This window comes from Paraburkholderia sp. 40 (assembly GCF_050434105.1).
Lineage (GTDB): Bacteria > Pseudomonadota > Gammaproteobacteria > Burkholderiales > Burkholderiaceae > Paraburkholderia > Paraburkholderia tuberum.
In genome coordinates this window covers 486799-507272 of the sequence record NZ_JBNPVY010000002.1, presented here as the reverse complement: position 1 = coordinate 507272, position 20474 = coordinate 486799, and the positions used below count along the sequence as shown (strand labels likewise).

Below are 20474 nucleotides of genomic sequence, written 5' to 3'. Positions count from 1 at the left end.
TGCTAGGAATTTTCAGGTTGCTCCGACGCGGCTCGCCTTTGGCGAAGCGATCCGCGCCATAACGAGGCGCGTCGCGCCGTACGTTGGCTGTTTCGTTGCAACACCAGCAGGCAACTCCACAGTCAAACCTAGCAGGAAGGCACCATGGACAGGAATCGTGTAGAAGGTACGGCGAAGGAGCTCAAGGGCTCGGTCAAGGAAGCGATTGGCAAGGTCACCGGCAATCGCGCGAAACAGGCCGAAGGAGCGGCCGAAAAAATAGCCGGCAGGATACAGGCGAGAATCGGCGAAGAAACCGAAGAGGTACGAGAGCGTGTGAAGAGTTAGCGAGCCGAAACTTCACGTACCCGCAGCTTCATTTATCCTGCCCCCCGGTTTCGGGCGCATCAAGTCAGGCACGCAAGCCGTGCAATGACGCACCGCGAGCGTAGCGCCTCGCACGACGCCGGTGCTCGCCGCGTCGCGCCCTCGCGGCGCGGCGTTCGACACACGCAACGTGTAAATTTCTGTTACGGTCCAGAGTCAGCCGGCGCACTCGTCGCGCCGGCGCCGTATCGCCCATTCGAGGACGCTTCATGCTGGGATTTGACGTCGGCGCGGCCAGGAAAGTCTGGACCGCGTCTCTGCTCGCGCTGCTATTTTTCCTCATCTATATCGCGTCGACGACGGTGCTCGTCGTCGTGTTCGCGGTGTTTTTCAGCTATCTGATCTACCCGATGGTGGTGCTGGTCGAACGCGTGAGGCCGCGCCGCATGCCGCGCGTCGTGTCGATCGCGGTCGTGTTCGTCGTCGTGGTCGCGCTGCTCGCGGTGGTTGGCTCACTGTTCGGCGTGGAATTGCAGGATCAGGCGACGCGCCTCTTCACGCAACTGCCCGCGCTGCTGCGCACCGATGTGCCGAACCGTTTTCCGCTTCCGCATTTTCTCGAACCGCTGCGCGAGCGGATCGTCGATTTCGTGCGCAGCCAGATCGAGACCGGTTCCGACAAGGCCGTGCCGTTGGCGCGCAGCCTTGGGCTCGGCGTCGTCCACGCGGCGAGCAACCTGATCTACCTGGTGCTGATTCCGATCCTGAGCTTCCTGCTGATCAAGGACGGCGAACGGATGCGCGACGCGTTTCTGGCGTTGCTGAACAGCCGGCATCGCGTGCTGTGGAACGAGATCGTCGACGATCTGAACGTGCTGCTGTCGAAGTACGTGCGCGCGCTGCTGTTTCTGTCGCTCGCCACGCTATTTAGCTACGGCGTCGTGTTCTCGCTGCTCGGCGTGCCGTACGCGTTTCTGCTCGCGGTCAGCGCCGGGCTGCTCGAATTCGTGCCGTTCGCGGGGCCGCTTGCCGCGGTCGCGATCACGCTCGTGGTCGCCGTGTTCAGCGGCTATCCGCACCTGTTGTGGCTCGTGATTTTTATCGGGCTGTACCGGCTGTTCCAGGACTACGTGCTCAATCCGTATCTGATGAGCGAAGGCGTCGAGGTCAGTCCGTTTCTGGTGATCGTCGGACTGCTCGCGGGCGATCAGCTTGGCGGCGTCGCTGGGATTTTTCTCGCGGTGCCCGTCATCGCGACGCTAAAAATCGTGATCGGCCGGGCGCGCGTGTTTTACTCGGCGTCGCACGGGCAGGGCGAGGCCGCGCGGCGCGCGCTGACGGGCAGCGCCGACGATGAGGCGTAACGCGCGGCGCGCAGTTGGCGCAGCGACACTGCGCGCTGCCTGGCATCGCTAACCTTCTTCAGCGATGTGAGCTTCGATGCCGGCGCGAGGCATCGTCGCGCCAGCGGCGCTGGCCGCCGCCACTTCGCGCGGCACGCCCTTCACGCGCGAGACCCACAGCACCGCCGCGCATGCGACCGCCACCGCCGCCCAGCCGACGGTTCCATACCCGGCGATGCGGCCATCAGCCGACGTGCTCAGCATCAAGCCGCCGAGCCACGCGCCAGTGCCGGTGCCGAGCGCCTGCAGCGCGCTGTTCGCGCTCAGGAACGCACCGCGTCGCGCGGCCTCGGGGACCGTGGTCAGCAGTGCCTGCATCGGCACCATGCGGCCGTTCATCAACACGAGGAAGCACGGGAAGAACAGCACGAGCGCGTAGAACGGCAGGTTCGGCAGATGCGTGATGAACAGCACCGGCACGAACGACAGCAGCGCCGCGCAGCGGAACACGCGCTGCGTGCCGAAGCGGTCGGCGAATCTGCCGACGAGGCGCGACGTGAAGAAGGTCGCCGCGCCGCCGGCCATGTACAGCCACGACAGCTGTCGCGGCGCGACGCCGTGATTGGCGACCAGCATCGGCGCAATGAACGGGATCACCAGCATGTGCGCGATCATCATCATGAACGTCAGCGCGAACGCGTTCAGATGGCTTCGGTTGCTCAGCAGGCGCCACAGCTCGGGCAGTACTTCCGCGAGCGGCGGCTGCCGGCGGCTCAGATGCGCGGCCAGCGACGGCACCTGTTGCGAGGCCGCGAACCACACCAGCAGCGACAACGCGACCAGCAGGAAGAACGGCGCCGCCCAGCCGAACTGCGCGCCGAGCATCACGCCGGCCGGCACGCCGGCGATCGCCGCGAGCGAGAACGCGGTCATGATCGTGCCGGTCGCGGCGCCGCGCCGTTGCAGCGGGATCACGTCGCCGACGATCGCCATGATCACGGAGCCGAGCACGCCGCCCGTGATGCCCGCGAACGCGCGCGCGGCGAGCAGCAGCGCGAAGCTCGACGCGAGCGCGCACGCGAGGTTCGACAGCGCGAACAGCGCGTAAATGGTGAGCAGCAGACGGCGCCGGTCGAATCGGTCGATATAGGTCGCCGCGAACAGGCCCGACAGCCCCGAGCACCACGAATACGCGGATACGGCCGTCGCGAACGCGGCCGGCGCGATCTGGAACGCGCTCATGATCTGCGGGCCGAGCGGCATCATCACCATGAAGTCCATGATGATCGTGAACTGCGTGAGCGCGAGCAGCCACAACAAACGACGCTCGTGCCGTGCAGTGATTGAGTACATCGGTTGATTTCCTTTAGTTGTTGTTCGAAGTACGCCGCTAATGCCGCGCGCCACGCGAGCAGAAGCTCAGTCGTCGATCGTTTCGTGGACCGCGACCGCGCCCTGTTTCCAGTAGCTGGCCGCGCGAATCCGCGTTTTGTCGACGCCGCGCTCGCCGGATAGATGCTGACGCACCGCGCGGATCGTCGCCGCTTCGCCTGCGGCCCACACGTAGCCTTCGCCGTTCTCCGGCAGCCAGGTCTCGCGCACCGCGTGCAACAGCGCTTTGCCGCGCGTGCCGTTTTGCGTGTTGGCCTCGTTGCGATAGCACCAGACGAGATGCACCTCGGCCTGCGTCGTGAACTCGATGCGCGCCGACGGATCGGCGACCTCGATCACCGCGGCGACGCGCGTGGCGGCAGGCAACTCTTCGAGACGGCGCGCGATCGCGGGGAGCGCGGTGTCGTCGCCGATCAGCAGATGCCAGTCGAAGCCGGTCGGAATCACCAGCGAACCGCGCGGGCCGCCGACGCCCAGATACTGGCCCACCTGCGCCTGCGCGGCCCACGTCGCCGCGGGGCCCGCGTCGTGCATCGCGAACTCGATGTCGAGCTCGCGGGCGTCGCGATCGAAACGGCGCGGCGTGAAATCGCGCGCGGTCGGCCGCTTGCCTTCCGGGAACACCGGGCCGTCGGGGCCGGCTTGCGGCAGCGTAGGTTTGTCGGCGCCGGGGTCGGGGAAGAAGACCTTGATGTGGTCGTCGAACGAGGCTGAGATGAAGTCGTCCAGATCGGCGCCGGTGAAGGTCACGCGAATCAGGTGCGGCGTCAGCGCGCGCACCTGCTTGACCTGCAGCAGACGAAACTTCAACGGATGCCGTACGCGATGCACGGCGAGATCAGGGCGAGTGGGTTGCTCTTGCATGTGGGCGATGGTCCGGTTCGGTTCGGGAGGACGCGCGGGTCGCCTCGTGGACGGGCGCGTGTTGTCAGGCGGTCGGCTCGCTGTCGTTGCCGGGCTTTGCGATGTCGCCACGGTTGCCGCCTTCGATTTCTTTGGCCGCGCGCATCAGGATCGCTGCGATGCGGCGCTGTTCGTCCGCCGGCGCGTTGTCGCGGCGCAGCAGCGCGTTCTTCAGCGTGCGGCGCGCTTCATTCAGCTCGGGCACCCAGCCGCCTTCGCTGACGTCGGCCGGCTCCTCGCCGGCAAATGCGCGGCGGACCGAATCCATCTTGCGTGCGATATGCGAGAGTCGCGCGAGCATCAGATCGACGCGCTCGCGGTTCGCGGCCAGATATTCGCGGCCCGCATCCGCCAGCTCATAGCGCTTGCGGTTGCCTTCGAGCTGCACGGTGACGTAGCCGAGTTCTTCGAGATAGGTCAGCGCTGGATAGACCATGCCGGGGCTCGGGCAGTAGAAACCGTTCGAGCGCGTTTCGAGCGCCTTGATCAACTCGTAGCCGTGACTCGGCTGCGCTTCGATCAGCGATAGCAGCAGCAGTTGCAGATCGTCGGAGCTGAATTTGCGGCCACGCGGGAAACCATCGCCGTCGCCGCCGGGGCCGCCGCCGAAACCACCGTATCCGCTCGGACCACCGAAACCACCGCCGAACCGCGAGCCACGGCCGCCGAAGCGCCACTCGTGATGGCGGCCAAAGGCGTGACGCAAAACGTGCAGCCCGTAGTGGTGACGGGCGCCGGAGGAAGCACATGCTTCGGAGGCGCCTAGGTCGGCGAGTTCGCTCGCCTGTGGCGGCGGAAGGCCGAAACCGGCATGAAAACGGTCGCGCGCGCCGCGCGGAGCGGAAAAATGATGAGGATGACGCATCTGGGACGCTCCTATGAGTGTCGTAAGATGCATCTTAAGATATATATCTTAAGATTGTCTGTCAAACTCTTTTTGCGATCTTATCGGCGCACAACAAAGTCTGCGGCATACGAAAACCCCGCTTTCAGAGACAACAAAGTCTGCAGCAGGTCCAAAAGGCGCATTGCAATGCAGCATTTTCTGCCGGGGTTAGCAGGGTTTGAACGCCTGAAAGTAGGGCGGAAGCAATGGCTATTTATCGGTCGCTTAAATAGGGATGGATTGAAGTGATCCCGTGCCTCGGATCAAGCAGACGTCTTCGACTCATGACTTTCGGACTCTTGCTCATGCGGAGATTGCCGCCCTTGCCGAAGACGCGCAACGTCCACTGGTCGGCCTCGTCGACATTGATCCGCGGCCGCGCCAGATCCTCATTCCACACCAGATCCGCCACGGAATGCATGCTGGCGCTCGGAGATGGTATGGCTGACTACATGAGGGTGCGCATTCGTCCCGCCGGAGGCGGCGCTCCACGAATGTTTCGATGCGCTTTCATGCCGGTGGCCTTCTTACGGCGGGAAGGAGGTGCGGGCCAGGCTCGTGACTAGCCCATCGCCGGAATCGGGCGACATTCGCGGGCAGTTTCGAGTGGCGCAATGTCGGCCATTGCTGACATTGGGCCGGGCTGAGTTCTGCGTCAGCAATGCGGCGGATTGCTGACGGTGGCGGCATCGAGCAGCTAGACGGCAGCTTCCTGCATCAGCGAACTCACACTCCCGACCATCGACGGGCAGCTAAGGGAGCGGTCCGGTCCTCCAAGTCGGCGTCTCCGGGACAGGAGTTCGGGCGCGGAGCGGTCATTCACAGAACTACCGCTAAGAGCGCCGCAAATGACCGCTTGCGAAAAGCTTTAATGCCCGTAGCCGACCGGCTGGGGGAGCGCGCAATGAGCATTCACGCGGCTTTCATATAAGCCGGCACCCGATTGCCGAAACGATGCATATGACATATACCGAGCCGCTGCTTTCACGAGTCTCTCTCAAAGTGGAGGTGAAGTCGGCTATGCGCCTTCAAAATGTGCCGTCGATACCTTCTTTAACTGTTACAAGCGGCGTTCCTCAAACGCGCCTGGGAATAGGTAATAGGTAGGTGTGACTCACGCTCGTCGAGGTCCTCGCTCCTTCACGCGATCTCGGAATCATCTCTCAGTTATATGATCGGATCGAAAACTGGCGGCGAGAAATTAGGAGCGCTTTTAATATGGTCTACGAATCGGTCGACGATTGGAGTCTCGCAGCTGTTCCAGATCAGACTCGTTTCGATCGAAACCGGCATGTCGTCTACCTGCCGGTACGCCACGCCGGGGCGGGCAAAACGCGCAAAGACGTGGGGCACCCATGCAATGCCCATCCCCGCTGCCACGAGGCTCACGATAGTCTGCATCTCGATGGCCTCCTGCGCGATACGAGGGGTGATTCCCTTCTGGTGGTAGTACGACAGCAGTGCATCGAAGAGCGACGGCATGATTTGGCGGGGAAAGATGACAACCGGGTCCGACGCGATGTCTGCGAACGACACCGGGTCGCGGTTCGCAAGCCGGTGATTGACCGGAAGCGCAACGAGAAACGGCTCGACCAGCAAAGTTAGCGCTGAAAGTCCGACCGGCGCAGCGCCTAGAGCGTGCAGGATAAAACCGGCATCCACCTGGTCTGCGCCAAGCGCCTCAATCTGCACATCGAGCGTTGCCTCGCGAAGCTCAAGCAGAACGTCCGGGTTCGCGTGCCGGAAACCACTGACCCAGCCGGGCATCCTTCCATAGGACACCGTCGAGGCGAAGGCAAGGCGTAGACGGCCGGTCTGTCCTTCCGCAGCCGCCTTGACGATCCTCGGCAGTTCGTCTGAGGCGCGAATCAGGTGCCGTGCATAGGCAAGCAGTGCTTCGCCGCCCGGCGTCAACGTCACCCTTTTCCTGGTGCGATCGAACAACGCCACCTCAAGAGATGCCTCGAGGCTGTGCATTGCCTGCGTAAGTGGCGGTTGCGTCATGTGGAGCCGCTCGGCTGCACGTCGAAAATGCAACTCCTCCGCAACGGCGATGAACTGGCGTAACTGGCGTATGTCGGTCATTGATATATCCCACGTATCAAATATGTGTGTGCAATATATTGGACCCACCAATTTTGATTCTCAATACTTTTCTCGACGGGCGGGATTCCAGTGCGCACTGATGTGCTGCCTCCCCGTGCCGTCTTTGCTGCAATTGATTTCAATTCGCTGTCCGTTCGTGCCCTAAGCCGTTGCCACGACTTTTGCCAACCTTTCAGGATCTGAAGATGACCAAGCTTTCAAAGGCCATAGTTGCCCGACGCCGAGCCCTCGCCGCCATGTTGCTTCCCCTGGTTGCATGGGCAACCATCGGCACTGCGCACGCAGCGTCCCTCGAGGAAATCAAAAAGCGCGGCTACATTGTCGTGGCCACCGAAGACGACTACCGGCCCTTTGAATTCGTCAAGGACGGCAAGCCTACGGGCTTTGACAATGAAATGGTCGACGCGCTGCAGAAGTACGCGCCCTTCGAGATCCGTCATGAAATTTTGCCCTTCACCGGCATCCTCGCTGGCGTGGCGACGGGTAAATATGACATCGCGATCACAGGGGCAACGATGACTAAGGACCGGATGCAATCGCTCGACTTTGCAAGTCCGATTGCGGACGCCACCGACTACTACGTCAAGCGGAAGAACGACGACTCGATCAAGTCGCTCAAGGACCTGAGCGGCAAAACCGTGGGCGTTCAGGCCGGCAGCGCCCAACTCGCTCACCTGTCCCAACTGCAGGAACAGATCGAGAAGAGCGGCGGGAAGATGGGCAAGATCGTGCAGTACACCTCGTATCCCGAGGCATACCAGGACCTGGCACTGGGCCGCACTGACTACGTCGTGAACACGATCATCAACCTCACCACGCTCGTCAATCAGAAGCCCGGCGTCTTCGCGCTCGGACAACCTGTAGCCGCTCCGTCGATGGCAGCTTGGTCCGTGCAAAAGGGCAATGCGGACCTGCTCGCGTACGTTAATCAGTTCATCGCCAGGGAAAAGGCAAACGGCACGGTGGCGACCCTGCAGAAGAAATGGTTCGGCCAGTCATTCAACCTGCCGGTGACCTTCACCCCTGAGTACTGAGCGCGAATGAGTTACTCCGACGTACTGTCGATTTTTAGCGGGGCGTTGACCACGCTCCTGCTGTCGATTGCCGGCATTGTCCTGGGCCTGCCTATCGGACTCGCGATGGCCTTGCTGCGCTGGGGGCGTGTACCTGCCGTTGCGCGCTTCGTCGCCGTATACGTGAGTTTGCTGCGGGCATCGCCGTTAGTCACACTCCTGCTGCTGCTGTTCTATGGATTGCCCGATATGGGCATTGAAATCGGTCCGATCGCCGCCGGAGTGCTTGCGCTCACGATGAATACCTCGGCTTTCTATTGCGAGATCTGGCGCTCGGCACTCTTCGCCTTTCCGCGGGAACAACTGGAGGCCGCGCGGGCAGTCGGTATGCGGCGGAGCATGTGTCTTCGTCGTATTGTGCTTCCACAGATCGCACGCACGAGCCTGCCCGCGCTGGTCAACGAGATGTCGCAATTGATCAAGGTCACGCCGGTACTTGCCATTGTTGGTGTGGTCGATATCACACGGGCTGCGGTTCGCGTCGGCGCGGACACCTATGAACCATTGCCGCCGTTCTGCGTCGCCCTTGCGATTTACATACCGATCATCTTCGCGCTCGTCAGCGTTCAGCGCTGGATCGAGCGCAGACAGGCTCGCCTGGAGGCTTCGGCATGATCCACGATTTCGGCATTGTCTGGTTGCACCGCAATCTGCTTCTGTCGGGGCTTGCGAACACCGTCGTTTTGTCGGTCTTGGCCGCATTAAGTGCGCTCGTAATCGGCGCGCTGATTTCAACGGTTCTCGTTCGCCGGACGCGCGCCGCTGGCCATATTGTCCGTGTCCTGATAGACGTCGCGCGCTGCACGCCTTTCCTTCTTTTTGCTTACATTATCTACTACGGCCTGCCATCGCTCGGGTTGCGTTTCGACAACTGGGGCGCAGGGGTACTGGCATTGATTGCCTACCACTCCGCCTATATGGCCGAAATCTTCGGGTCGGCCTGGCGCTCCCTGCCGCGCGACCCAATCGAAGCAGGCCATGCGTTCGGATATAGCGGCCTGCGCCTCTTTCACCGCATCGTGCTGCCGCCGCTCGCCCTGAACGCAGCGCCGGTGATAGGCAATCAGATCATTCAGATCGTCAAGGACAGCGCGTTTCTGACGATCATTGCGCTACCAGAACTCACACACGCGGCGAGCGCCATTCAGTCGCAGTATTTCGTCCCGTTTGCGGCCTTTATCACCGCCATGTTGCTGTATTGGGCACTTTGTCTCGTCGTCGAAGCCTGTGTATCGGCGCTGGGTCGGATGGCGGAGGCGCGCCGGTGAACATGATGCACTTCCCTACGAAAATGGATTCCCACGCCGTTCTGAATATTATTGGACTCTCGAAGAGCTTTGGATCTTTGCAGGTGCTCGACAACGTCAGCTTTAGCGTTGCTGCGGGAGAGACGGTCTGCCTGTTAGGACCATCCGGTTCAGGAAAATCGACGCTGCTGCGCTGCGTTAACTGGCTCGAGCGTCCAGACCAGGGGCGCATTCTGCTGAACGGAGAACAGGTCGGCGTCTCACGCGCCGGCGTCGTCATGAGCGACCGAGATCTCGCGAGGATGCGCATGCGCATCGGCATGGTGTTTCAGCATTTCGCGCTCTGGCCTCATCTGACTGTTTTGCAAAACGTGATGGAAGCGCCGGTGCACGTGCAGCGCCGCCCTAAAGACGTGGTGCGCGAGGAAGCAGAAGCACTCTTGCGCCGGGTTGGAATGCATGAGAAGAGAGACTCGTTCCCGGCGCGTCTTTCGGGCGGTCAAAAGCAACGGATTGGAATCGCAAGAGCGCTGGCAATGAGACCGGAACTGCTGCTCTTCGATGAACCGACCAGTGCGCTCGATCCCGAACTCGTTGGCGAAGTGCTCGCCGTTATGCGGGATCTCGCAAGCGAGGGTATGACCATGATCGTCGTCACACACGAAATGGCTTTTGCAAGGGATGCCGCAAGCCGCGTTGCCTTCATGGATCGAGGCACGATTGTCGAAAGCGCGGCGCCTGACGTTTTCTTCACCGCTCCGACCACGGAGCGCGCGCGCCAATTTTTGCAGCGCTATTCCACTGCATCGGACCGCTCGTTGGCAAGCAGTTGACCACGAGCACAGCTAAACCACCACGCTAGGACCCCGGGCGATGACATCTACAGAGCTGCTGGCATGAGTACCCATTCGAACACCCCAATGGCCGAACGCGACGCGCATCGCGCACGCTACGAAGCACTTCGTGCCGAAGGGCAAGGCGCGTCGGCGCAAGCACTGCCGCCCCTTACCGCGCGCGATCAGCCAGTGAACGACGATGCCGTCCTGCACCGCGAACACCTCCCGGGCGGCTGGTACTGGACCACCCGTCTGGCGCGTGGCGAAGCGCTGCGCATCGTGAACACGGCGGGGACCTCTGCCGTTTCGATGGTTGCGTGGTGCGAAGCCGATCCCTCGGAGCGCCTGAATACCGCGGACACGATGAAAGTGCAGTGGAGCACCGGGCTGCGCAAGGGCCGCGTGATTTATACGGAAATGGGACGGGTAGCGTTCTCCATTGTGGAAGACACCTCCGGCGCCCACGACCCGCTCGTCGGGCCAACCACGAGAGAATCGATGGAGAAAGCGCTCGGACCCTCAGCGGCGAGGAATTCCCGCGATAACTTCTTCGCCGCCTCTGCAAAGCTTGGCTTGACGCGTCGCGATGTTCCGGCCTGCATCAACTTTTTCGCACCGGTGGGGATCGCAGCCGACGGCCGGTTCGTCTGGCACCCCGAGCGCCGGACACCGGGAGATTTTGTCGACGTTCGCGCGGAAATGGACCTCCTCGTCGTGTTGTCCAACGCGGGCCATCCGCTTGATCCGGCTGTGAAAACACTCCCTGCGCCTGTTGACGTGATCCATTTTGTCGCACCTCAAGTGGACCCCGACGATTCCTGTCGCCATGCCTGCAGCGAAGTCGAGCGCGCATTCGAACAAACTGAGCGGCACATCCGCCGCGGGAGCAAGTCATGATGGAAACGTCCGCTATTACGGACCTCGTGCTCGACGTGGTCATACCCGCCCGCTCGCCGTGGTCCCACGTGTTGCGTCGCGGACAGAAGCTGCGCCTCATCGACATTGAAGGACAGCAGGCAGTCGATGCCCTGTTTTACAGCGCCGCGGACACTGCGCAGCGCTATAGCGCACAGGACACGGTGCGCGAACAGGGATCGGCTTACATAGGACTGGGCACGCGGCTCGTATCCAACCAGGGTGCCGTGATGGCGCGCGTTGTCGAAGACAGTTCGGGCCGGCATGACACGCTGGCGGGTTGTTGTTCATGCGAGAGCAATGTGGTCCGGTTTGGCGAGGCAACCCGCTACCAGCACGCATGCAGGGAGAATTTTGTGCTGGAACTCGGCCGGTATGGGATGGGCAAGCGGGACATCGCACCCAACGTGAACTTCTTCATGAACGTGCCGATCGACGACGCCGGCAATTTCGCCGTGCTCGACGGTATATCGCCACCGGGAAGCTACATTGATCTCGTCGCCGAGATGGATCTGCTTTGTGTGTTCTCCAATTGCCCACAGATCAACAACCCTAGCAATGACTTCAACCCGACGCCCGTACGCGTGCTGATATGGGACGCCGCGCCGCAGCCCGCATAGGCGGGTGACAAAATCTCCCTGCCCTGCGAACGAGTTCGGGCAGTCAGGCCGGGGCGGCTGGTCCGTGCCTCATTTTTAACTCGAATGACGACATTCGTAACCTTTCAATGATCTATTTGTACTGCTTGGCAGAAAGCAACCGGGGACAAACCGCGGCTTTTCTCGCCGTGTCTCACCGACTATCGCAGGGAAGCGTCCGGGAACTCGAAGCATGAACTCTTCGAAACTCAATCAACTGGACGCATGGCAAGCCGCACGTCTCATGGCGAAACGCGAACTTCGCGCGGTCGATCTGCTGCATGCGTGCCTTGACCGGATTGCGGAACGCGACGACCAGGTGCACGCCTTTGCGCATCTCGATCGCGCTCATGCGTTAGCGCAGGCGCACGCCCTCGATAAGGGCCCCGTGCGCGGGCTGCTGCATGGGCTGCCGATCGGCGTGAAGGACCTGTTCGACACCATCGATTTCCCCACCAGCTACGGCTCGCCCGTCTACGGTGCGCACCGCCCGAAGGCTGACGCGGCCTCCGTCGCTCTGTGCCGCGAGGCTGGCGCTTTGGTGTTGGGAAAGACCGTAACGACTGAATTCGCCTATTTTTATCCCGGGGCCACCCGTAACCCACATGATCTGGCGCGCACACCCGGTGGATCTTCGAGCGGCTCGGCAGCGGCGGTTGCTGACAGCATGCTGCCGCTGGCGCTGGGTACGCAGACGGCCGGCTCGGTCATCCGGCCCGCCGCGTATTGCGGCGTAGTCGGCTATAAGCCGAGTTCGGGGCGCGTTCCGCGGGCTGGAATCAAGAGCCTGTCGGAGACGCTCGATACGCCGGGAGGATTTGGACGCAGCGTACGTGACGTGGCGCTGCTGGGCGCTGTGCTCACCGGCGACGCGCGGCTCGATACCAGTCCGGACGAATCAGCAGCGCCACGCATCGGCCTGTGTCGGACGCCTGAGTGGGCATATGCCGAAGCGGACACGCAACGTGCGTGGGACACAGCGACTGCCGCACTAACCCATGTTGCGCCAGCGCTCGCAGACGTCGCGCTACCGGACGATCTGCCGGATCTGGTTGCGTTGCAAAAGGAAGTCATGGCATTCGAAATGCGCCGTGCGCTAAGCGTTGAACGGCTGCATCACCGGGATCAGCTTAGCCTTCAATTGCAGGCTCAACTGGACAGTGGCAGCGTGATTTCCGGTGGCGCACACGCGGCCAACCTCGTGCGTACCGAAGGCGCAAGACATCGCATTGATGCCCTGTTCGACCGGTTTGACGTGCTGCTCGCGCCCAGTGCAGCGGGCGAAGCGCCAGTTGGCATCGATGCGACCGGCGATCCGCTGTTTTGCCGCGCCTGGACCTTGCTAGGACTGCCCTGCGTGCACTTGCCGTTCACGCGTGGCAGCAACGGGCTCCCGGTCGGACTGCAACTGGTCGGCCGCTGGGGCGAGGACCATCGCTTGCTCTCGAGCGCGCAGTGGATTTACGACAGACTGACGAAATGAGCCCGGCTCGTAACGCGATTGCCTGCTCTCGCGGACGCGCGCCGTCAACCAGGAAGGTTATGGCGCGAATTACTCAATAAACGGAACACGACAGATGCACGTCCACCTGGAAAATACGACCTCCAAGCCCCGCCCGTTCTGGCTGACGCCTGAACTCGTCGACGCCGCGCGCTCGAGCGATGCCGCGCTGCCGGGCGACGTGCGGTTCACCGTCGGTAGCGATCTGCAAGACATCGCCGGCAGTTTATCGACTGCGACCGCGCTCGTTACATCGGCGGGCGTCATTTGCGATCCACGGTTTCCGCGCCGTGAGCTGGCCGTGGCTGCGCCCCATCTTCAGTTCATTCACCTGATCGATGCCGGCGTGGAGGACGTCATGCCGTTGAACTGGTTGCCGTCGAACGTCCAGCTAATCAACAACAGCGGGGTCCACGCAGAGAAGGCGCGCGAATTCGCGATCATGTCGTTGCTCGCACTCAACGCGCGCCTCCCAGAAATCGTGGGGCACCAGCGGCGGGCGCAATGGGAGCAGGTTTTCACACCGCTCATTCGAGGAAAATCGCTCCTGGTAATCGGGCTTGGTGATATGGGGCAGGCAGCAGTGGCGGCTGGCCGCACGCTCGGCATGAAAGTCCTTGGCGTACGGCGTTCCGGCATGAGTGTCCCCGGCGTCGAGCGAGTTTATTTGCCGAGCCAGCTACAGGATGCGGTCGAATTAGCCGACTTCATCGTGATCGCTACGCCCTTGACTTCCGGTACGCGGAACCTCGTTGACCGTTCGGTATTGGAAGCTGCGAAGCCGGCGGCAGCATTGTTGAATATCGGGCGAGCGGAGGTTCTGGATCACGGCGCGCTCGTCGACTTGCTAAAGAATGGCCGGCTAAGCGGCGCGATATTGGACGTGCTGCCGCAAGAGCCGTTGCCCTCATCGTCGGAGCTTTGGTCATGCCCGAATCTGATGATCAATCCGCATGTAGGTGCGGACGACCCAACCACTTACATGACGGAAACGATGCGATTGCTTTTCGCCAATTTGCGGCAACATCTTACCGGTCGGCCACTTCAAAACGTGGTGGATCGGATGAATGAGTACTAGGAGGCTGACTCGCTGTGAGGATTGCGCAGCAGGTCATTCGCGATATGGTGTGCCGCATGGTCTACCCGGAGAAAGACGCGTTCTTAGCCTCGTCGCCGACGCTACGCACGTGGTCACTCCGACACTGCGGTCGGTCGCATCGGGCCGAAAGTAACATTCACAACGAGCGAAAGCGGACATACGCGTTTGGGCCGCGTCACACCTGCGCGGACGTCCGCTTCGGCCGATGACGCGAGGAGCGCAATTGGCGAGCGAAGGTCCGCTTTCTGGGCGGATCCGACATTTGAACGTCCGTGTGAAAGTTTGGGCCAACGTCGCTTCATGGCCGACTGTACGCATTCGACCCACTTCACCGTAAGCAGCCGGTGAAAACAGGTCGTCCTCCCCAGCGACCGCTTTATGCATCATCGTTCAGCGCGTGCAATCGGCCAACTGCGGCCCTCCGGCCGCTGATCCGCGCAGACATTCGAGCGTCCGCTCTGCTCCATCAACCGGCTTATGGTCGAAGCCAGCGAATTATCCTTTTCCGCTGATCGACATCATTCGTACATCTTGAGCATCTCCGCCAGAGCTCCTACGATTATCCTGTTCGACAGACGCGGGTCATTCACGGCGCGAGCGAGCGCTATTGAACCCACGCAGGTGCTGAAGATCATCACCGCTTTAGCATGGGCGTCTTCTGTATCCGGCAAAGTCTGTTCGAGCAAAGCGATGATCTCACTGACACGTTCAGTGAATGCCTCGCGGGTTGCTTCGGGCGCGCGCGGTACGTCGTTGACTAACGCTGAAATTGGGCAACCTCTGCCGAGGTTGTTCCGATGGCTTTCCGACACATATGTGCTTATTGCGCGCTCAGGCGCCGTCTTGAGCGCGGCCTGAATATGCTCGATGTCCTGCAACGCCATTATGAAAGCTTCCGTCACGAGCGCATCGCGTGACTCGAAATGCTTGTAGAAGCCGCCGACGGTTAAGCCAGCTTCTTTCATGATGTCGCCGACACTGATTCCCTCAATGCCGCGCTCGCGCCACCGTTGCACACGGCAGGCGATCTTTCACGCTTTGTTCAAGCGATAATCTTTATCGCGACAGAACCGCAATTTTTCAGTCGGCTCAACAGGCTGTCAAAGACCGGGAATGCGGGACCTCAGGGCCCGCCCCTGGCGCTCGCTGACATCGATCACTGTCCGATTACGGTCGTTCATGACGAACTGGAACGAACTGCGGGCGGTCGGGCGAATCTCAAGAACCTTGTGCAGATTCACCAGCACGCCGCGATGGGCGCGAAAGAAACCGCTCTCGGATAGTGTCGCTTCCAGTTCTCCAATCGCATAGTTGACCCAGTAGTGCCCGGCTTCCGTCTGAACGCGCAGAATGCCCGCATCCATCCAGAAGTAGCAGATATCCGACGGTTCCAGCAACAGCAGGTGCCCGGCCTTGCGGGCAACGATGTGCCGGGCCGCACGCGGCATCTGGTTCAACGCGCCACGCACCTTGTCGTCATGCTCGGCGCGGCGCTCGCGATAGCTTTGAATTCCGCACGCACGCTCGACCATCGCATCGAGAACCTCCGCCTCTACCGGCTTGAGCAGATAGGCCAGCGCCTGGGCCTGGAAAGCGCGCAGCGCATGTTCATCGTAGCCGGTGACGAAGATCACTAACGGAAGAGGCGTAGCCGGCTCTATGGCGCGCAGCACTTCGAATCCGTCGAGCCCGGGCATCTGCACGTCGAGGAAAATCAGGTCGGGCCGCAAGCGCTCGATGAGTTCTGTCGCTTCAAGCCCGTCGCGCGCCTCGCCGATGATGTGGACTTCCGGCCGGCTCTCCAGCAGCCTGCGCAAACGCAGCCGCGAGGCCTGCTCGTCGTCGATCAGCAGTGTGCGCAACTCGACGCTCATACCTGCTCCGCCTGCAGCGGTATTGTCACTGTCGCACGGCTGCCTCGCCGTGGTTCGCTATTGAACGTAAAACGTGCGTGGCTACCATAGGCTGCTTTCAGCCGATCACGCACGTTGCGCATCCCGACCCCTTCGTTCGACGCGTCGTTCGCACTGGCAATACGTGTTCCGCCTCCGTTGTCCGCGACGCTCAGTATGAGCTCGGCTCCTACCCGTTCCGCGCTGACCACCAGTTGGCACTCGCCGAGCTTCGGTGCAAAGCCGTGCTTGATCGCATTCTCCACAAGCGGCTGCAGGATGAGCGAAGGAATCGGACAGTCGGCTGTCTGGTCGGCGATGTGGAAGTCCACTCGCAGGCGCTGTCCGAAGCGGATTTGCTCGATCTCCAGATAGGCCTTCAGGAACGCAGTCTCCTCGTGCAGCGGGACGAATGATTGCGCGCTTTGGTGCAGAACGTGACGAAAAATACTGGCCAGACGCAGCGTCATCGTTTCAGCGATCTCGGGCGCCTGATGCACCATGGCGGCGATGGTATTGAGCGAATTGAACAGGAAATGCGGATTGATCTGTGCGCGCAGCGTCCGTAGTTCAGCCTCGACCACCTGGTGCAACAGACTCGCCTCGCGCTGCGCTGTCTCGATGCGCTCTCGTTCGCGTTCGAGCGCTTCGAGCCGTCGCCCGACCACATATCCCGCCTGCCGGAGAATGTCCAGTTCCCCGCTCAGCAGTGCTCGGCGGCGCATGCCATGGCGCGCCGATAGCTCGAAGAGCTCGACATCGCCCACGGGGACCGCGACAAGATCATTTGATGGGACCGCTTCTGCCGTGCGTCGCGACACGCGCACTTCGATGTTCAGCATGTCGTGCAGAAAGTGCTCGGCGCAGTGAAAAACGGCCGCTTGTGTCTCCTGCTGGGCGAGGCGCTCGCGCAATTCGGCGAGTGCCGCCTGCGGATCGTCACGACCGAAGACGCGCTGGTCGACAAGGCGGTCACCTGCGCTTGCGATCCAGCCTGTTAGCAGCAGCGCAGCGGTCGCCGCCGCGCAGAAGAGGGCGGCGCCCGCCGCGTCGGACGCAGTGCGCAGCGCGAAGCCTCCGCCCGACGACCACATGGCGATCCATGCGAGCGACACGCCCAGCGTGCACGCGAGTACGACGCGCAAGCCAAGTTTGGCGAAACAGTCGGCAGCCCGGAATTGGCCGAGATAGAGCAGCCCACCGAGCATGGTCAGGACGATGCTCTGCTTCGCCAATATATCGAGCGGCGGATCCCAACGCGTGGACAAGACGCTCAACATTCGCATCCAGTGCGCGGCCATGCTCAGCGACGGACCCAACAGGATCAGCGCGAGCCCGACCCGCTCTGCAGCCGACGAAATGTGCGGACGAAGCAGGACGAGTGCGCAGAACAGGACAGCCAGCGCGCTATATCCGGTCATCCAGTGCAGTGCATCGAGCCATTGGGGAAACGCGCGTGGCGCAACTGCGAGACCGATCATCTGGAGTACGGCCAGGGCGAATGTGCAGCGTAGGAGCCAGTCTCCTGCTTTCCTGCGCGACGTGGTCGCGGGGCTGGTGTTCCAGAACAGCAACAGGCAGATCGGCCACGCGGCAGGGGCACAGAAAGACAGGCTGTTGACCCACAGTACGGCCGTCGATTGCGAAGGAACACCTGCAGCGAGCAGGCTGAATCGAGTCAGCCCGCCCATGCTCCATACGGCTCCGCACGCGGCGTTGAGCGCACGTGCATGACGGCCTTCGCCAGGAGACCGCCACGCGAGCGCTGCCAGCAAAACCGCCAGCATCAAGCTGAGTCCGTAGCCGATGAGCTGTCCCAATAGCGTCGCCGGATTGAGCTGTGCGTCCATGAGTGTCCAGATTCGAGGCTGCCTCGCGTGCTGCCGCTCAAGTTTGCGCCAAACCGTTACGGTTTGCATGCTCGTCGGGCTCAGCGCCGGATTTTGGCGTCGAACGCGTAAACGTGGGTTGCGAACGAAGCGGCCGGCTGTTTCGCACGCGGCCGTTTTGCACTGCGCGTTCGCCGCCGCAATTGCACCGTTCGCACGCCAATTCCCGCGTTCGCGCCGGTCAGTCTGGGATCTGCGCCACTGAGCTCCTACGGTGTCTCCAGAAGGTCTCGCATCACGCGGCCATCACTCACCGGAGGAACGACATGCAAAGAAGGGACCTGCTCAAGCTGGGCGTCTTAAGCACGCTCGACGCTTTCACCGGCGCGCGTGGCCTCGCTCAGACCGTTGCATCGGCGCCACCGCTTCCCTGGTTTGCACTGGCGAACTCGATGGACCAGGAGTTGAACTACGCCGCACGAGTCGAGGGGCAGATGCCACACAACCTGCGAGGCACGCTGTTTCGCGACGGACCAGGTCTGTTCGAGCGAGCGGGTTGGCGCAAGCAACACATCCTGGACGGCGACGGGATGATCCGCTGCTACCGGATCGCTTCAGACGGGGTGACGTTTCAGAATCGTTTTGTCCGCACCACCAAATATCTCGACGAATCGAAGGCCGGACAATACCTCTACTCGACGTGGGCCTCCCAGCTTCCGGGCGGACCGGCTCGTAACGCGCGTCCCGACTTTCACGGCGGCCAGGCAGGCATATCGGTACGGTGGCGTAACAACCAGCTCTATGCGTTCGACGAGTCATTTCAACCCTACCAACTCGAGCCGCAATCGCTGTTGACGCGCGGCGTAACGCTGCTGGGGCTGCCGAGCGGACTGACTGTTTATTCGGCACATCCCAAGGAAGATCCTGTGAGTGGTGCATGGATCCATTTCGGTACGCAGTACGGGCCGACGCTGCAGATACACCTGACGGAATTTGACCGGGAGGGCAAGCTGAACTGGCACCGGGTACTGCAAGCGCCGCGCTACGTGTACGTGCATGACTTCTTCGTGACTGAGCGCTACATCGTGCTGCACCTGCATCCGGCTTTCATGGACGTGGCAAGCTGGCAGGCAGGTCAAACCAGTCTATTGGGATGCATTCAGTGGCGACTCGAAGCAGGCGGCCTGCTGCTCGTCGTGCACCGGGGCGGCAGCGAAAACCCCATACAGATCGAGACCGAAGCGGTATGGATGTGGCATGGCGTCAACGCTTACGAGCGGGGCGGCGAAATCGTTGCAGACTGCGTCGCGTACGACAATCCCAGTACTTTTGTGGGTCCGGAGGCGAGCTGGCGCGCGGTCATGAACGACCAGCAGGGAGTGGTAGGCGCGCCGGGCGCCATACGACGCTTCGTCATTGCGCCAGACCAGCGGCGGGCGCGTATGGAAACGCTGGACACTGGGAGCCACGAGTTTCCCACGATCAATCCCGCGCACGCGTTGCGACAGAACCGGTACGGCTATTTCGGTTTGGGCACCGACGATACCGGCTTCTGGAATGCAATCGTCCGCATGGATATGCTGGGTGGCAGGCGCCAACAGTTCACGTTCCAGCCGGGGCAGTATTGCGCGGAACCCATTTTTGCCGCAGGGCCGGACAAGGCCGACTCGCTGCAGGATGAGGGCTGGCTGCTCGTCGAGGTTCTCGATAGCCGGCTTCAGCAGAACTGCCTGGCAGTGTTTCGCGCAAACCGCATCGAAGACGGCCCCATTGCAAAAGTGTGGCTCACGCACACCCTCCCATTGAGCTTTCATGGCTGCTGGGTGCAGGCAGAATGAGTGACGACGGCGGCTGCCCCAATAGAGCGACGCGGCGCGGTGTGTCTTGACGTTAGTTCGTTCTCTGCATCTTCGATCAGTTCGGGTACCTGGCGCTCGAGATGCCCAATTCCCTTGGGAATAACGATCCCGAATTCGGCCAGCAGTCCGCGAATCTGATTGGCCTGCGCGGTTCGCGCCCGCACAAAACCCTCGCGTACGCGATGCAGCGACAACACCGATTGCTGCTCGATGCTCTTGACCGGCACAAAGCGCATGTTCGGGCGCGCGACTGCCTCGCAGATTGCTTCGGCATCCGCCGCGTCATTCTTGTTCGTCTTGACGTACGGTTTGACAAACTGCGGTGCAATCAGTCGGACCGTATGGCCCATGGCCTGCAGCTTGCGGGCCCAATAGTGCGCGCTGGCGCACGCTTCCATCCCGATCACGCAAGCGGGGAGGTTGGCGAAGAACTCCGCAACGTGATTCCGCTTGAGCACTTTCTTCAGCACCGTTCGGCCATGCTCATTTACACCATGAACGGCAAAAACGTTCTTCGCCAGATCGATGCCAACTGTCGTAATCTTCATGATGGACGCTCCCCTCGGTCAGGTGGTTGCTTCGACACTTCCACTAATGGGATGGTCCACCCCACCTCGCTGGACAGGTTAGGCTGGCAGTGTTCATACCG

The 20474-nt window shown here is 61.7% G+C and carries 20 protein-coding genes and 1 pseudogene; 11 read left to right on the top strand and 10 right to left on the bottom strand.

Annotated elements, in window-relative coordinates; all coding sequences use genetic code 11:
• Positions 1-144: 144 nt before the first annotated feature.
• Together OKW28_RS03585 and OKW28_RS03580 are read left to right on the top strand one after the other, a co-directional pair.
• Entirely contained in the window at positions 145-327 is a 183-nt protein-coding gene (locus OKW28_RS03585; RefSeq protein WP_018425391.1) for a CsbD family protein, read from the top strand.
• A gap of 248 nt (positions 328-575) precedes the next feature.
• On the top strand, positions 576-1670 hold the full coding sequence (locus OKW28_RS03580; RefSeq protein WP_429443814.1) for an AI-2E family transporter: 1095 nt from the start codon (positions 576-578) through the stop codon (positions 1668-1670).
• A 48-nt stretch (positions 1671-1718) separates the two neighbouring features.
• On the opposite strand, the gene OKW28_RS03575 is transcribed toward OKW28_RS03580, so the two are convergent.
• The 5 genes from OKW28_RS03575 to OKW28_RS03555 all read right to left on the bottom strand — a co-directional run bounded on the left by OKW28_RS03575 (position 1719) and on the right by OKW28_RS03555 (position 6915).
• Positions 1719-3002: an MFS transporter gene (locus OKW28_RS03575; RefSeq protein ID WP_429443813.1), complete on the bottom strand. Its 1284-nt coding sequence runs from the start codon at positions 3000-3002 to the stop codon at positions 1719-1721.
• Positions 3003-3068: 66 nt separating this feature from the next.
• A complete protein-coding gene (locus tag OKW28_RS03570; RefSeq protein ID WP_429443812.1) occupies positions 3069-3905 on the bottom strand; it encodes a siderophore-interacting protein in 837 nt (278 codons plus the stop codon).
• A gap of 64 nt (positions 3906-3969) precedes the next feature.
• A complete protein-coding gene (locus OKW28_RS03565) occupies positions 3970-4809 on the bottom strand; it encodes a PadR family transcriptional regulator (RefSeq protein ID WP_429443811.1) in 840 nt (279 codons plus the stop codon).
• 235 nt (positions 4810-5044) lie between these two features.
• Positions 5045-5251 (bottom strand): hypothetical protein, encoded by a 207-nt coding sequence (locus tag OKW28_RS03560; protein WP_429443810.1) that lies wholly within the window; start codon positions 5249-5251, stop codon positions 5045-5047.
• Between the two features lie 746 nt (positions 5252-5997).
• Positions 5998-6915: a LysR family transcriptional regulator gene (locus OKW28_RS03555; RefSeq protein WP_429443809.1), complete on the bottom strand. Its 918-nt coding sequence runs from the start codon at positions 6913-6915 to the stop codon at positions 5998-6000.
• Positions 6916-7121: 206 nt separating this feature from the next.
• Between OKW28_RS03555 and OKW28_RS03550 the strand changes: the two genes are divergently transcribed.
• From OKW28_RS03550 to OKW28_RS03525, 6 genes are all read left to right on the top strand, one after another.
• Positions 7122-7970 (top strand): transporter substrate-binding domain-containing protein, encoded by an 849-nt coding sequence (locus OKW28_RS03550; RefSeq protein WP_429443808.1) that lies wholly within the window; start codon positions 7122-7124, stop codon positions 7968-7970.
• A 6-nt stretch (positions 7971-7976) separates the two neighbouring features.
• The gene (locus OKW28_RS03545) at positions 7977-8624 is read left to right on the top strand and encodes an amino acid ABC transporter permease (protein WP_429443807.1); all 648 of its coding nucleotides are present in this window, start codon (positions 7977-7979) and stop codon (positions 8622-8624) included.
• On the top strand, positions 8621-9277 hold the full coding sequence (locus OKW28_RS03540; RefSeq protein ID WP_429443806.1) for an amino acid ABC transporter permease: 657 nt from the start codon (positions 8621-8623) through the stop codon (positions 9275-9277). The genes OKW28_RS03545 and OKW28_RS03540 overlap by 4 nt, the downstream gene beginning before the upstream one ends.
• Positions 9278-9279: 2 nt before the next feature.
• Entirely contained in the window at positions 9280-10089 is an 810-nt protein-coding gene (locus OKW28_RS03535; RefSeq protein ID WP_429446837.1) for an amino acid ABC transporter ATP-binding protein, read from the top strand.
• Positions 10090-10152: 63 nt separating this feature from the next.
• Positions 10153-10989 (top strand): urea amidolyase associated protein UAAP1, encoded by an 837-nt coding sequence (locus OKW28_RS03530; protein WP_429443805.1) that lies wholly within the window; start codon positions 10153-10155, stop codon positions 10987-10989.
• Positions 10989-11627, top strand: a complete 639-nt coding sequence (locus OKW28_RS03525; protein WP_429446835.1) for an urea amidolyase associated protein UAAP2 — start codon at positions 10989-10991, stop codon at positions 11625-11627. The genes OKW28_RS03530 and OKW28_RS03525 overlap by 1 nt, the downstream gene beginning before the upstream one ends.
• Positions 11628-11799: 172 nt before the next feature.
• On the opposite strand, the gene OKW28_RS03520 is transcribed toward OKW28_RS03525, so the two are convergent.
• Complete coding sequence (locus OKW28_RS03520; RefSeq protein WP_429447000.1) at positions 11800-11997, bottom strand: hypothetical protein; 198 nt, start codon at positions 11995-11997, stop codon at positions 11800-11802.
• Between OKW28_RS03520 and OKW28_RS03515 the strand changes: the two genes are divergently transcribed.
• Together OKW28_RS03515 and OKW28_RS03510 are read left to right on the top strand one after the other, a co-directional pair.
• Complete coding sequence (locus tag OKW28_RS03515; RefSeq protein ID WP_429446833.1) at positions 11965-13128, top strand: amidase; 1164 nt, start codon at positions 11965-11967, stop codon at positions 13126-13128. The two genes, OKW28_RS03520 and OKW28_RS03515, sit on opposite strands and share 33 nt — an antisense overlap.
• A 94-nt stretch (positions 13129-13222) precedes the next feature.
• On the top strand, positions 13223-14224 hold the full coding sequence (locus tag OKW28_RS03510) for a D-2-hydroxyacid dehydrogenase (RefSeq protein WP_429443804.1): 1002 nt from the start codon (positions 13223-13225) through the stop codon (positions 14222-14224).
• Between the two features lie 539 nt (positions 14225-14763).
• On the opposite strand, the gene OKW28_RS03505 is transcribed toward OKW28_RS03510, so the two are convergent.
• The 3 genes from OKW28_RS03505 to OKW28_RS03495 form a co-directional block, all read right to left on the bottom strand.
• The gene (locus tag OKW28_RS03505; protein WP_429443803.1) at positions 14764-15261 is read right to left on the bottom strand and encodes a TetR/AcrR family transcriptional regulator; all 498 of its coding nucleotides are present in this window, start codon (positions 15259-15261) and stop codon (positions 14764-14766) included.
• An 84-nt stretch (positions 15262-15345) separates the two neighbouring features.
• Complete coding sequence (locus OKW28_RS03500; protein WP_429443802.1) at positions 15346-16119, bottom strand: LytR/AlgR family response regulator transcription factor; 774 nt, start codon at positions 16117-16119, stop codon at positions 15346-15348.
• A complete protein-coding gene (locus OKW28_RS03495; protein WP_429443801.1) occupies positions 16116-17987 on the bottom strand; it encodes a sensor histidine kinase in 1872 nt (623 codons plus the stop codon). The genes OKW28_RS03500 and OKW28_RS03495 overlap by 4 nt, the downstream gene beginning before the upstream one ends.
• 305 nt (positions 17988-18292) lie before the next feature.
• Between OKW28_RS03495 and OKW28_RS03490 the strand changes: the two genes are divergently transcribed.
• Positions 18293-19804 (top strand): carotenoid oxygenase family protein, encoded by a 1512-nt coding sequence (locus tag OKW28_RS03490; protein ID WP_429443800.1) that lies wholly within the window; start codon positions 18293-18295, stop codon positions 19802-19804.
• A gap of 50 nt (positions 19805-19854) precedes the next feature.
• On the opposite strand, the pseudogene OKW28_RS03485 reads toward OKW28_RS03490, so the two are convergent.
• Positions 19855-20373, bottom strand: a pseudogene (locus OKW28_RS03485) (IS110 family transposase); the annotation flags it as partial.
• Positions 20374-20474: the final 101 nt, after the last annotated feature.